Origin of the sequence: Rhodococcus sp. Eu-32 (assembly GCF_003336925.1) — a bacterium.
In the GTDB taxonomy this organism is placed as follows: domain Bacteria; phylum Actinomycetota; class Actinomycetes; order Mycobacteriales; family Mycobacteriaceae; genus Rhodococcoides; species Rhodococcoides kyotonensis_B.
The window spans coordinates 204,872-217,534 of the sequence record NZ_QGNK01000006.1 but is presented as its reverse complement, the minus strand read 5'-3'; the positions used below and the strand labels follow the sequence as shown (position 1 = coordinate 217,534).

Annotated in this window: 11 protein-coding genes; 6 read left to right on the top strand and 5 right to left on the bottom strand. The window is 65.8% G+C overall.

Going from position 1 to position 12,663, the window contains the following annotated elements; genetic code table 11:
* Positions 1–26: 26 nt before the first annotated feature.
* From serC to DK926_RS09925, 3 genes are all read right to left on the bottom strand, one after another.
* A complete protein-coding gene (gene serC, locus DK926_RS09935) occupies positions 27–1,148 on the bottom strand; it encodes a phosphoserine transaminase (protein ID WP_068424716.1) in 1,122 nt (373 codons plus the stop codon).
* A gap of 784 nt (positions 1,149–1,932) precedes the next feature.
* Complete coding sequence (locus DK926_RS09930; RefSeq protein ID WP_114330266.1) at positions 1,933–2,886, bottom strand: hypothetical protein; 954 nt, start codon at positions 2,884–2,886, stop codon at positions 1,933–1,935.
* A 509-nt stretch (positions 2,887–3,395) separates the two neighbouring features.
* Entirely contained in the window at positions 3,396–4,514 is a 1,119-nt protein-coding gene (locus tag DK926_RS09925) for a citrate synthase 2 (protein ID WP_068424710.1), read from the bottom strand.
* Positions 4,515–4,638: 124 nt separating this feature from the next.
* Between DK926_RS09925 and pdxH the strand changes: the two genes are divergently transcribed.
* The 5 genes from pdxH to DK926_RS09900 all read left to right on the top strand — a co-directional run bounded on the left by pdxH (position 4,639) and on the right by DK926_RS09900 (position 9,784).
* Positions 4,639–5,256, top strand: coding sequence for a pyridoxamine 5'-phosphate oxidase (gene pdxH / locus DK926_RS09920; RefSeq protein ID WP_114330320.1), 618 nt, complete (start codon positions 4,639–4,641; stop codon positions 5,254–5,256).
* Positions 5,253–6,563 carry an MFS transporter gene (locus DK926_RS09915; RefSeq protein ID WP_114330265.1) on the top strand — a complete coding sequence of 437 codons (1,311 nt, stop codon included), beginning with the start codon at positions 5,253–5,255 and terminating at the stop codon, positions 6,561–6,563. The genes pdxH and DK926_RS09915 overlap by 4 nt, the downstream gene beginning before the upstream one ends.
* A complete protein-coding gene (locus DK926_RS09910; protein ID WP_114330264.1) occupies positions 6,547–7,479 on the top strand; it encodes an aldose 1-epimerase family protein in 933 nt (310 codons plus the stop codon). The genes DK926_RS09915 and DK926_RS09910 overlap by 17 nt, the downstream gene beginning before the upstream one ends.
* On the top strand, positions 7,476–8,414 hold the full coding sequence (locus DK926_RS09905; protein ID WP_114330263.1) for a carbohydrate kinase: 939 nt from the start codon (positions 7,476–7,478) through the stop codon (positions 8,412–8,414). The genes DK926_RS09910 and DK926_RS09905 overlap by 4 nt, the downstream gene beginning before the upstream one ends.
* Before the next feature lie 71 nt (positions 8,415–8,485).
* Positions 8,486–9,784: a citrate synthase gene (locus DK926_RS09900; protein ID WP_084423690.1), complete on the top strand. Its 1,299-nt coding sequence runs from the start codon at positions 8,486–8,488 to the stop codon at positions 9,782–9,784.
* 63 nt (positions 9,785–9,847) lie between these two features.
* Here DK926_RS09900 and DK926_RS09895 read toward each other — a convergent pair whose 3' ends face one another.
* Complete coding sequence (locus tag DK926_RS09895; protein ID WP_114330262.1) at positions 9,848–10,642, bottom strand: carbon-nitrogen hydrolase family protein; 795 nt, start codon at positions 10,640–10,642, stop codon at positions 9,848–9,850.
* A 46-nt stretch (positions 10,643–10,688) separates the two neighbouring features.
* Between DK926_RS09895 and DK926_RS09890 the strand changes: the two genes are divergently transcribed.
* Positions 10,689–11,330 (top strand): GntR family transcriptional regulator, encoded by a 642-nt coding sequence (locus tag DK926_RS09890; protein WP_068424696.1) that lies wholly within the window; start codon positions 10,689–10,691, stop codon positions 11,328–11,330.
* On the opposite strand, the gene DK926_RS09885 is transcribed toward DK926_RS09890, so the two are convergent.
* The gene (locus DK926_RS09885; RefSeq protein ID WP_114330261.1) at positions 11,302–12,636 is read right to left on the bottom strand and encodes an MFS transporter; all 1,335 of its coding nucleotides are present in this window, start codon (positions 12,634–12,636) and stop codon (positions 11,302–11,304) included. The two genes, DK926_RS09890 and DK926_RS09885, sit on opposite strands and share 29 nt — an antisense overlap.
* Between the last annotated feature and the right edge of the window lie 27 nt (positions 12,637–12,663).

Here is a 12,663-nt window from a genome sequence, read left to right as displayed (position 1 = left end):
GAAAGCGCCCGCCTGTGAGCTTGCTGCTAGCTCAGTGTGGATACGACGTAGTCGATGCTCTTGGTGAGTGCCGTGACGTCGTCAGGCTCGATGGCCGGGAACATGCCGACGCGCAACTGGTTCCGTCCGAGCTTGCGGTACGGCTCGGTGTCGACGACGCCGTTCGCACGCAGGATCTTCGCGACCTGAGCCGCGTCGATCTTCTCGTCGAAGTCGATGGTGCCGACGACCTGGCTGCGATGTGCGGGGTTCTCGACGAACGGCGTCGCGAACTCGCTCTGCTCGGCCCACGTGTAGAGGCGCGACGACGAGTCGGCCGTGCGACCCGTGGCCCAGTCGAGGCCGCCGTTGCCGTTCAACCACTCGATCTGGTCTGCGAACAGCAGCAGCGTCGCGAGCGCGGGGGTGTTGTACGTCTGGTCCTTGCTGCTGTTGTCGATCGCGATCGGCAGCGACAGGAAGTCCGGAGTCCAGCGACCCGACGACTGGATCTCGCTGACGCGCTCGAGCGCAGCCGGGCTCATCAGTGCGATCCACAGGCCACCGTCGGCGGCGAAGCACTTCTGCGGGGCGAAGTAGTAGACGTCGGAGTCGGCGACGTTCACCGGCAGGCCGCCCGCACCGGACGTCGCGTCGATCGCGATGAGCGCGTTCTCCGAACCGGCTGGACGGCTGACGGGGATGGCAACACCGGTCGACGTCTCGTTGTGTGCCCAGCCGATGAGGTCGACGGACGGGTCCGACGTCGGCTCGGGGGCGCTGCCCGGATCGGCCTTGACGACGATCGGATCGCCGATGAACGGGTTGTTCTTCGCGACCGACGCGAACTTCGAGCTGAACTCGCCGTTGGTCAGGTGCAGCGACTTCTCACGGATCAAGCCGAACGCGGCCGCGTCCCAGAACGCCGTCGTACCGCCGTTGCCGAGGACGACCTCGTAGCCGTCGGGCAGCGAGAACAGATCGCGCAGACCTGCGCGCACCCGTGCGACGACGTCCTTGACGGGCTTCTGGCGGTGGCTGGTACCGAACACGGAGGCGCCGACGTCGACCAAGGACTGCAGCTGCTCGGGCCGAACCTTGGACGGGCCGCAGCCGAAACGTCCGTCGGCGGGCAGAAGGTCAGCGGGAATGATCGGCAAGTCGGCCATGTGAGCAGCGCATCCTAAGTTTCGGGGAAAGTGGGCGTTGTTGGAATATGGCGTGTACAGGTTAGTCGATGGGTCGGGTCGACTGTTCGCCGCTTCCTCGTTCGCGCAGGTTGCAGCAGTAGCGCGCGTTGCAACGTGCGCGCTGGCTGGAAGGTGCGCGGTGATGGTGGCTCGCTTCTGCCCGCGCAGGTTGCAGCGGTAGCGCAGGTTGCAACGTGCGCGCTTGCTGGAACCTGCGCGGTCGAGGTTCGCGATCCTCGATGGGTGTGCGCTCGCTTCTGCCCGCGCAGGTTGCAGCACCTGCGCAGGTTGCAACGTGCGCGCTGGCTGGAACCTCCGCGGTCGAGGTTCGCGATGTGCGATCGGTGTGCGCTCGCTTCTGCCCGCGCAGGTTGCAGCAGTTGCGCGGGTTGCAACGTGCGCGGTGGCTGGAAGGTGCGCGGTGATGGTGGCTCGCTTCTGCCCGCGCAGGTTGCAGCCCCTGCGCAGGTTGCAGCAGTAGCGCAGGTTGCAACGTGCGCGGTCGAGGTTCGCGATGTGCGATCGGTGTGTGTTCGCTTCTGCCCGCGCAGGTTGCAGCAGCTGCGCGGGTTGCAACGTGCGCGCTGGCTGGAAGGTGCGCGGTCATGCCGGCTCGCTCCTGACCGCGCAGGTTGCAGCAGCTGCGCGGGTTGCAACGTGCGCGCTGGCTGGAAGGTGCGCGGTGATGGGCGCTCGCTTCTGCCCGCGCAGGTTGCAGCGGCTGCGCGGGTTGCAACGTGCGCGCTGGCTGGAAAGTGCGCGGTCATGCCGGCTCGTCGAACGACGCGGGGCCAGGCAGAGTCGCCGCCAGGTCGAGCGCTTCCTGCAGCCGCGCCAAGAACTCGTCCGGGTGATCGAGGTCGTACCACGTCACGCGTAGTACGACCCATCCGATTCTACGGATCTCGTCCTCGCGAACTTTCTCCGCGAAGACGACGTCGCCCGGGTCCTGACCTGGTTTCGCGTGCTTCGTGTACTTGACCTTCCCGTCGAATTCGAGCGCAACTCCGACGGCGTACCCCAGGTCGAGTCGTCCGACGAAGCGACCGCGCTTGCTGCGAACTTCGATCTGAAGAAGTGGGGGAGGCATCTTCGCGCGGTGCAACAAAACACGAGTTCGCGATTCGCCGACGCTCTCGCTCCGCGCGTCACAGAACGCCAGGGTGCGTCGCGCCTTCACCGCGGCTCGTTTGCCCGACCGTGCCAGCGCTTCCTCGATTCCCGCGACAGTTGCCGTGCCCGCCCGTAGTGCAGCATCGCCGACGCACACGCCGGCCTCGAACGGGAGCACTCTCAGCAGATCCGCGACAGTGCGATCGGCCGACGTCACCGCAATTCCGTCGACCACGGTCACGTCGGCTTCGGTCAGGGTGTTCGCGTGTACGTGGCGAGTCTTCGTGGTTCGACCGCCGGACCCTCGGTCGACCGTGAAGTGGACCTTCCCCAGGTCCGGGGCGAACATCGCGAAGCCGTGCACGACGGCCGCGGACTGGTGGCTCACGACGAGTGCGCTGGTCGCTGCGGCGAGGTGTGCTCGGACATTGAGCAGGTGCCGCTCCTCCGGCCGCAGATCCTTCAGTGTCGTCGTCGGAACGAACGCGCCTCGGCGAAGGGGCGTGATCGAACCGTTGGCCTTCGCGATACGAATCTCGCTGTCCGACGATCCGTCTCGAATCATGTCGCGACGCAGCAGCAGCGGGTCGTTCTCCGGGTACATGCGACCTATGGTGGCCCAGCCACACCTGGTCGACGGCCGGGTGAGCGGTCGCCTGTGGATAAAGCGAACCTGTGGAATTCGGCAGCGAACCGTCATGTCCGCGCAGGTTGCAGCAGCTGCGCGGGTTGCAACGTGCGCGTTTGCTGGAAGGTGCGCGGGCGGCGTTGGGGACGTCCGATCGCTACGCGCTCGCATGTACCCGCGCAGGTTGCAGCGGCTGCGCAGGTTGCAACGTGCGCGCTTGCTGGAAGGTGCGCGGACGGCGTTCGCGGCGTCCGATTGCTGTGCGCTCGCTTTCCCCCCGCGCAGGTTGCAGCGGCTGCGCGGGTTGCAACGTGCGCGCTTGCTGGAAGGTGCGCGGGCGCCCGTCCGGAGGCGTCCGTTCGCTGTGCGCTCGGTACTCCCCGCGCAGGTTGCAGCAGCTGCGCGGGTTGCACCGTGCGCGCTTGCTGGAAGGTGCGCGGACGAGCGTTCGGGAAGTCCGATCGCACCTGCGCAGAACGACCGCCCTAGACGATCTGCCCCCACCCGTCGACGGATTCGGGGGAGCGCGGTGCAGGTCCGGTGTAGATGGCCGCCGGGCGCACGAGCTTCCCGAGTCGCTTCTGCTCGAGGATGTGCGCACACCATCCCGCGGTGCGGCCGCAGGTGAACATGGCGGGCATCATGTGCGCGGGTACCTCGGCGAAGTCGAGGATGACCGCGGCCCAGAATTCGACGTTGGTCTCGATTGCGCGATCGGGGCGGCGCTCACGCAGCTCGGCCAGCGCAGCCTGCTCCAATGCGGCGGCGACCTCGTAGCGCGGTGCGTTCAAGCGCTTGGCCGTCGCACGCAACACGCGGGCGCGGGGATCCTCGGCGCGGTAGACCCGGTGCCCGAATCCCATGAGCTTTTCCTTGCGGTCCAGGATGCCCTTGACCAGCGCGCGGGCGTCGCCCTGCTTCTCGACCTCTTCGATCATCGGCAGCACTCGTGCGGGCGCGCCGCCGTGGAGTGGGCCGGACATCGCGCCGATCGCACCGGACAGCGAGGCGGCGACGTCGGCGCCGGTCGAGGCGATGACGCGGGCGGTGAACGTCGACGCGTTCAGGCCGTGCTCGGCCGCGGAGACCCAGTAGGCGTCGATGGCTTCGACGTGCGCGGGGTCGGGGTCGCCCTTCCAACGCGTCATGAAGCGTGCGGTGACGGTCTCGCACAGGTCGATCTTTTTCTGCGGGACCGCGGGCTGATGGATGCCACGTGCGGACTGGGCGACGTAGGACAGCGCCATGACGGAGGCGCGGGCGAGTTGTTCGCGGGCGGTGGCGTCGTCGATGTCGAGCAGCGGCTGGTATCCCCAGATCGGGGCCAGCATCGCCAGGCCTGCCTGGACGTCGACGCGGACGTCGCCGGTGTGCACGGGAAGTGGGAACGGCTCGGCAGGCGGGAGGCCGGGGCCGAAGCGGCCGTCGACGAGCAGTGCCCACACGTTGCCGAACGTGACCCGCTTGGCGACGAGATCTTCGATGTCGACGCCGCGGTAACGCAGTGCGCCGCCGTCCTTGTCCGGCTCGGCGATGTCGGTGGTGAACGCGACGACGCCCTCGAGGCCGCTGACGAAATCTTCGGGTACCTGTTGAACAGCCATGACGTTAGGACTCTCCTTGTGGCCTCGCGGCTCGCGTTCGAGCTTGCCTGGTCAGCACTGTAACCCGTCGTACCCGGGAGTAACGTTCGGGTACGTGCAGAATGAGCAGAAGCCTCTGGCGGACATGAGGGTCGACTACCGCCAGGACACCGATCTCGACGCTGATCAGCTGGTCGACGGCTGGTTTCCGGTGGCCCGCGCGTGGCTCTCCGACGCGATTGCCGCCGAGATTCCCGAGCCCAACGCGATGGTGCTGGCGACCGTCGACGAGGCGGGTCGTCCGTCGACGCGCACGGTCCTCTGCAAGGACCTCGAGCGGGACGGTGTCGTCTTCTACACGAACTACGACTCGGACAAGGCCACTCACCTGACGCGGACACCGTATGCATCGGTGACGTTCCCGTGGATCGGGATAGCGCGCCAGTTGTCCATCAGAGGGTCTGTGGAGAAAGTGTCGGCGGAGACGACGGCCGAATACTTCGCGACGCGTCCGCGCGGATCGCAGCTCGGCGCGTGGGCGTCGGCGCAATCTCGACCCATCGGCTCGCGCGCGGAGCTCGAACAGGCGCTCGCCGACGTCACGACGCGGTTCGACGGCGAAGAGGTTCCGGTACCGCCGAATTGGGGTGGTTTCCGGTTGATTCCGGACACCGTCGAGTTCTGGCAGGGTCGAACCAGCCGTCTGCACAACAGGATTCGCGTCACCGTCGCGAACGCGGTGGTGGAGCGGCTTCAGCCGTGACGGAAACGCTGAAGAAGAAGAGCAAGCTTCGCGGAGTACTCGCCGACACGACACCACTGCAGAACAAGGCCTACCGACGCCTGTGGGTGGCGAACATCGTCACCGTCATCGGTGCGCAGCTCAGTATTGTGGCTGTGCCGCAACAGATCTTCGAGATCACTCGCAGTTCGGCATACGTCGGTCTGACGGGTGTCTTCGGCCTCGTACCGTTGATCGTGTTCGGGTTGTGGGGCGGGGCGCTCGCCGACGTCATGGATCGCCGCACGCTGCTGACCATCACGACCGTCGGCTTGATCTCGACGTCGACCCTGCTGTGGCTGCAGGCGTTCGCAGATCTGAACAACGTGTGGGTCGTGTTGTGTCTGTTGGCCGTTCAGCAGGCGTTCTTCGCGGTGAATCAGCCGACGCGCAGCGCGATCATCCCCCGGCTGCTGCCCGGTGCACAGTTGCCTGCGGCGAACTCGCTGAACATGACGGTGATGAACTTCGGGGCCATCGCCGGTCCGCTGATCGCGGGCACGATGATTCCGCTCGCGGGCCTGCAGACGCTGTATCTGGTCGACTCGATCGCCCTGTTCGCGACGCTGTGGGCTGTGATCCGATTGCCGCGTATCCCACCGGCGGAGGCGGGGCGGAGGGCCGGATTGCGTTCGGTCGTCGAGGGTTTCACGTATCTCGCGACGCAGAAGGTGTTGCTCGCGTCGTTCGTCGTCGACATCATCGCGATGGTTTTCGGGATGCCGCGTGCGCTGTTCCCGCAGATTGCGCACGACACGTTCGGTGATCCGGCGTCGGGCGGCCTGGTTCTCGGCCTGTTGTTCGCGGCGCTGTCGGCGGGTGCCGTTCTGGGCGGTGTGTTCTCGGGGTGGCTTCCGCGCGTCGAGCGGCAGGGTCTTGCGGTGATCGTCTGCATCGTCGTGTGGGGACTGGCGATGGTGGGGTTCGGCGTCAGCGTCGGAATGGCGACGAGCGGCGGCGTGTCGGTCGCGCTGTGGATCGCCCTTGCCTTCCTCGCGCTCGGCGGTGGTGCGGACATGATCTCGGCTGCGTTCCGGTCGACGATGCTGCAGCAGGTCGCCACCGACGACATGCGCGGCCGTCTGCAAGGCGTGTTCATCGTGGTGGTGGCGGGTGGTCCGCGTATCGGCGACGTCCTGCACGGGGCGAGCGCCGCGATGGTCGGTACCGCGGCCGCGGCTGCAGGTGGCGGCGTTCTCGTCGTCGTCGGTGTGGTGATCGCAGCCGTCGCACTTCCGGCATTCATTCGATATCGAGTCACGAGGGTGGACAATGGACACCATGGCTGACGAACGGAATTACGTGCTGACGAGCGGTCGATACCGCGCCGAAGTCGCCGGGGTCGGTGCCGGTCTGCGCTCGCTCGAGTTCGACGGCGCGCCCATGACCGAGACGTGGGAACTGGGGAAGAAGCCCCCGCTGTCGGCCGGTCTCGTGCTTGCGCCGTGGCCCAACCGCGTCGCCGACGGCAAATTCTCGTTCGGCGGAGTCGACCACGAGCTCGACATCACCGAGCCTGCGCGAGGCAACGCCAGTCACGGGTTCGTCCGACGCGTCGCCTGGACGCTCGTCGACCACTCCGATTCTCGCGTCGAACAGTCGGTCGACGTCGGTCTGCACAAGGGGTGGCCGTACCGGATCACGCTGACGGTGACCCACGAGCTGACCGACGACGGTCTGGTCGTGACGGCGTCGGCGACCAACGCCGGTGACGTCGACGCGCCGTTCGGTATGGGCTTCCACTCGTTCGTACGCGTCGGCGACGTGCCTCTGGACGAGTGCACGCTCGAGCTGTCCGCGGGCACACGGTTGCAGTTGGAGCCGGATCGAATGCTGCCTCATGGTCCTTCCGTACCGACCGCGGGCACGGACTACGACTTCACCACCGCCAAGTCCTTGAAGGACGTCTGGCTCGACACACCGTTCAGCGCCGAGGTTCCCGACGAGGACGGCAAGGCACGCCACGTCTTGTCGGGTCCCGACGGCGCCGCCACGGTGTTGTGGACCGATCGCGAATTCGATTGGATCCAGGTGTTCACGGCCGACCCGAAGAACGACCAGGCCTATCCGGACCGTGGTCGGGCGCTCGCCATCGAACCGATGACGTGCCCGCCCGACGCGTTCAACTCGGGGATCGATCTACTGGTACTGGAGCCGGGCAAGTCCTGGACCGGTTCGTGGGGAATGGAGCATCGCGCCGCATGACGATTCTCGTGTGTGGAGAGGCACTGGTCGATCTGGTACCGGTGCACGAAGGTCCGTTGCTGGCGCCGAAGCTCGGTGGTGGCCCGTTCAACGTCGCCGTCGCGATCGGACGCCTGGGTTCGAAGGTCGCATTCCTCTCGCGGGTGTCGACCGACCCGTTCGGCGACCAGATCTTGGAGAGTCTTCGCGGCGCAGGCGTCGACACGTCGTGGGTTCAGCGCGGCGACGAGCCGACCACGCTGGCGATGACGACCCTCGCGTCGGACGGCAGTGCCCAGTACTCGTTCTACGCGGACGGCACCGCGGATCGTCTCGTGCAGGATCCGGGTGACATCCCGGACGACGTCCACGTTCTGTCGTTCGGCACGTTGTCGCTTCTGTACCAGCCGGGTGCGTCGGTGTACGCGAAGCTGCTGAAGCGAGCGCACGCCGCCGGAAAGTTGACGATGCTCGACCCGAACATCCGGCCTGCGGCCATCGACAGCACGAGCGGCGACATCACCGCCGACGAGTTCCGCACGCGATTCAAATCGTGGCTTCCCGACGTCGACATCCTGAAGGTCTCGGAGGACGATTCGCACTGGCTCGGGCTCGGAACCAAGGGGACGACGGTCGACGACTGGCTCGCCGCGGGCGTCTCGGCCGTCGTCATGACGCGCGGCGGCGACGGTCTGTCGGTGTTCCGGGCGTCGGAAGAAATTTCCGTTCCCGGCGTGGCCGTCGACGTGGTCGACACCATCGGCGCAGGTGACACCGTGCACGGGGCTTTACTGCAGTTTTTGAATGAAGAGACCATTGTCACATCCAGCGCCGTTCGTGACATGGGTAGGGAAGATTGGGAAGAAGCACTGAGCTTCGCCGCTCGGGCAGCTGCCATCACGGTTTCTCGCCCGGGTGCCGACCCTCCGTGGGCGTCCGAGGCGCCGAGAGACTAGTTTCTCTATCGACGTAAAGAACTGTCCGATTTAAGTACGTGTCCGTTACATGAGTTCGAGAGGGACCATTCGTGCCCGCTGAGAATGACGCCAAAGCCACCCTCACCTACCCCGGTGGCGAATACAGCATGTCCATCGCCAAGGCCACCGAAGGCAACGATGGCATCGAACTGGGAAAGCTGCTGGCTACGACCGGTTACACGACTCTCGACGGTGGGTTCGTCAACACCGCCTCGACGAAGTCGGCCATCACCTACATCGACGGTGACAAGGGAATCCTTCGATACCGCGGGTACCCGATCGAACAACTGGCAGACAAGTCCAGCTTCATCGAGGTCAGCTACCTGCTGATCTACGGCGAGCTCCCCACCGAGGATCAGCTCGAGACGTTCACCGACAAGATCCGTCGGCACACCCTGCTGCACGAGGACCTCAAGCGGTTCTTCGACGGCTTCCCGCGCAACGCGCACCCGATGCCGGTGCTGTCCAGCGCTGTCAACGCGCTGTCGGCGTACTACCAGGATTCGCTGGATCCCAACGATCCCGCGCAGGTCGAGCTGTCCACGATCCGCCTGCTCGCCAAGTTGCCGACCATTGCGGCGTACGCGTACAAGAAGTCCGTCGGCCAGCCGTTCCTGTACCCCGACAACTCGAAGAGCCTCGTCGAGAACTTCCTGCGCCTGACGTTCGGCTTCCCGGCCGAGCCTTACGAGGTCGATCCCGAGATCGTCAAGGCCCTCGACATGCTGCTCATCCTGCATGCCGACCACGAGCAGAACTGCTCGACGTCGACGGTTCGTCTCGTCGGCTCGTCGGACGCCAACCTGTTCACGTCCATCTCGGGCGGCATCAACGCTCTGTGGGGCCCGCTGCACGGCGGCGCCAACCAGGCCGTTCTCGAGATGCTCGACAAGATCAAGGCCGAGGGCGGCGACGCCACCGACTTCCTGCGTCGAGTGAAGAACAAGGAAGACGGCGTGAAGCTCATGGGCTTCGGACACCGCGTCTACAAGAACTTCGATCCGCGCGCGACGCTGGTCAAGGAAACTGCGCACAACATCCTCGGCAAGCTGGGCAACGGTGACGAGCTCCTCGACATCGCCCTGAAGCTCGAGGAAACCGCGCTCACCGACGACTACTTCGTCGAGCGGAAACTGTACCCGAACGTCGACTTCTACACCGGCTTGATCTACCGCGCGATGGGCTTCCCGCCGCGCATGTTCACGGTGTTGTTCGCGATGGGTCGCCTCCCGGGCTGGATCGCGCACTGGCGTGAGATGCACGAGGATGCGACGACGAAGATCGGCCGTCCGCGTCAGATCTACACCGGCTACACCGAGCGCGACTACAAGGATGTCGCTTCCCGGTAGAGCTACGACGAAGGCCGCCCACCCTGTCCGGGGTGGGCGGCCTTTTCCGTGCGTTTCGAAAGGTCAGAACTGGCGACGGTTGGCCAGAACCGGCAGCTTCTTCCGGACGCCGTCCAGCACGGCAGTGTCGATGTCGACGGTCAGCATGCCGGGCGTGGCGTCGAGCTCGCCCATGACCTCACCGATCGGGGAGCTGACGACCGAATGTCCGACGCCCAAGGGTGCGGTGCCCGCAGTTTCCTCGGGCTCCGGCTGGTCGCAGGCTGCGACGAACGCCGTCGAGTCCAGCGCACGTGCGCGCGCGAGCAGCGACCACTGCTCGACCTTGCCCGGGCCCGATCCCCACGACGCGGCGACGACGATCAGTTCGGCCCCGAGGTCGCCGAGCTTCTGGAACAGCGCAGGAAAGCGGACGTCGTAGCACGTGGCGAAGCCGACCTTCACGCCGTCGATGTCGACGACGAGCGGATCCTGACCGGGTGCGACGGTGTCGGACTCGGCGAACCCGAACGCGTCGAACAGGTGGATCTTGTCGTAGCTGGCGTCGACGCCGTTGCCGGTGACGAGCAGCGTGTTGGCGACGCGCTCGGAGTCGGCGGGGGTGAACATCCCCGCGACGATCGTGATGCCGTGACGCCCCGCGATCTCGCGGACGGAGTCGGCCCACGGCCCGTCGACGGGTTCGGCGATGTCGCGCAGGGGAAGGCCGAAGCGTCGCATCATGGCCTCGGGGAACACGACGAGCGACGACCCGGCTGCCTTCGCGGCCTCGGCATGGGTCTCGATGATCTTCAGATTCTCCGACGGGTCGGCCCCGCTGTTGACCTGGGCAAGGCTGATTCGGACGGTGGTGCTCATACGAGAACTCCTGGTTTCATCTGGCGCCGGCAGGTATACATATCGTATGCAATCGCTGTCGGGTAGGGACAAGGCTTACGTCTTCGTGCGTGATCAGGTGCTCACGTCGCCCGCTGCGACCGGCACCTTTCTCAACGAACAGGATCTTGCGACGCGAATCGGCGTGTCTCGCACGCCCGTTCGCGAAGCCCTGCTGATGTTGCAGGCGGAAGGTCTGGTCGAGATGGTACCGAAGCGGGGCGCACACGTCCCGGCCATGTCGGGACGTCAGATCAGTGAACTGATGGATCTGCGCGGTGTCCTCGAGCGGCACGCGGCGACGACGTCGCTGCGTGCCGGGAACGTTCCGGCGTCGGCGATGCGGTCGATTCTCGTCGAGCAGGAAGATCTCGCCGACAACCGAACCGACGACGCCGCAAAGGATTTCATCGATCTCGACGGAAAGTTCCATCAGATCCTCGTCGACGCGGCCGGAAGCGAGCTGCTGTCGCGGACGTATGCGGGACTTCGGGCCCGACAGTTGCGCGTCGGGCTGACTGCTCTGTTCTCGGCGGCCGATCGTCAGCGCAACGTGTGCACCGAGCACGAAGCCATCGTCACCGCGTTGGAAGGCGGCGACGAGGGCCTCGTGCAGCGAGCGATCGACGATCACCTCGAGGTCACACTGCAGATCCTGCTGCGGGCGTAGCGTTCGCAATCACGTCGTGGTCCTCTTCCTCGGCACGATCGGGGTTGCGGCCCAAGGCGAGTCCGAGGACGGTGAGTGCGCCGACGACGGCGATGTAGCCGACGATGAGCACCCAGCTGTCGGTCTTGTCGAGCAGGAACACGAAGATCAGCGGTGCCATCGCGCCACCGAAGACGCCTGCGATCGTGTAGGCGAGCGAGCTACCGGTCGAGCGCAGACGTACCGTGAACTGCTCGGTGACGAACGCAGCCTGCGGTCCGTACATGAACGAGTGGAACGCGAGTCCGACGACGACGCCGAGAATCAGCAGCGGCAGCGAGCTGCCGCCGATCATCAGGAAGAAGATCGCACTCCACACGACGCCACCGACCGCCGCGACTCCGTAGACGAGGCGACGGTTGATGCGGTCGGAGATCGCGCCTGCCAGCGGAATGAGTCCGAGCTGGAACGCGGAGCCGATGAGGATGGCGGTCAACACCTCGCTGCGGGCGAACCCGAGCTTCTGGACGCCGTAGGTTATGGAGAAGACGGTGAACAGCGCGTAGATGACGTCGGGCGCGATGCGCGAGAGGATCGCGGCGACGAGCGGACGCAGCTGCGTCTTGAAGACCTCGCTGATCGGAGCTTCCGAACGGTCGCCGCTTTCCTGCAGGGCCTTGAAGACCGGGGTGTCCTCGAGCTTCAGGCGGATCCACAGACCGAAGCCGACGAGTACTGCCGAGAACAGGAACGCGATACGCCAGCCCCAGGATTCGAACTGGTCCTCGGTCAGAGCGATGGTCAGTGCGGCGAGAGCGCCGTTGGCGAGCAGGTTGCCTGCGGGCGGGCCGATCTGGGCAGCCGACGACCAGAAGCCTCGCTGCCGCGGGTTGCCGTACTCGCTGGACAGCAGCACGGCGCCACCCCACTCACCGCCGACGGCGACGCCCTGAGCGAAGCGCATCGTGACGAGCAGGATCGGCGCGACGATGCCGATCGTGTCGTAGCTGGGGATGAGACCGATCAGGAACGTCGTGACGCCGATCAGCAGCAGCGTGATCACGAGTAGTTGCTTGCGTCCGATGACGTCGCCGAGGCGACCGAAGACGAATCCACCGATCGGACGGGCGATGTAGCCGACCGCGTAGGTCGAGAACGCGAGCAGGGTTCCGGTCAGCGGATCGCTGTCCGGAAAGAAGATGATGGGGAACACCAAGGCGGCGGCAGCCGAGTAGACGGCAAAGTCGTACCACTCCAATGCCGTCCCGGTCAGGCTCGCGGCGAATGCCCTCGCCAGGCCTTTCTTGTCGACTGTCTGCGCAGTCATGGCAACTCCTTCGCTGTGCTTGGAATC

Excerpts from the sequence above, each read along its gene's own strand:
- serC (WP_068424716.1), bottom strand. The coding sequence starts at position 1,148 with ATGGCCGACTTGCCGATCATTCCCGCTGACCTTCTGCCCGCCGACGGA.
- DK926_RS09930 (WP_114330266.1), bottom strand. The coding sequence starts at position 2,886 with ATGTACCCGGAGAACGACCCGCTGCTGCTGCGTCGCGACATGATTCGA.
- DK926_RS09925 (WP_068424710.1), bottom strand. The coding sequence starts at position 4,514 with ATGGCTGTTCAACAGGTACCCGAAGATTTCGTCAGCGGCCTCGAGGGC.
- pdxH (WP_114330320.1), top strand. The coding sequence starts at position 4,639 with ATGAGGGTCGACTACCGCCAGGACACCGATCTCGACGCTGATCAGCTG.
- DK926_RS09910 (WP_114330264.1), top strand. The coding sequence starts at position 6,547 with ATGGACACCATGGCTGACGAACGGAATTACGTGCTGACGAGCGGTCGA.
- DK926_RS09905 (WP_114330263.1), top strand. The coding sequence starts at position 7,476 with ATGACGATTCTCGTGTGTGGAGAGGCACTGGTCGATCTGGTACCGGTG.
- DK926_RS09895 (WP_114330262.1), bottom strand. The coding sequence starts at position 10,642 with ATGAGCACCACCGTCCGAATCAGCCTTGCCCAGGTCAACAGCGGGGCC.
- DK926_RS09890 (WP_068424696.1), top strand. The coding sequence starts at position 10,689 with ATGCAATCGCTGTCGGGTAGGGACAAGGCTTACGTCTTCGTGCGTGAT.
- DK926_RS09885 (WP_114330261.1), bottom strand. The coding sequence starts at position 12,636 with ATGACTGCGCAGACAGTCGACAAGAAAGGCCTGGCGAGGGCATTCGCC.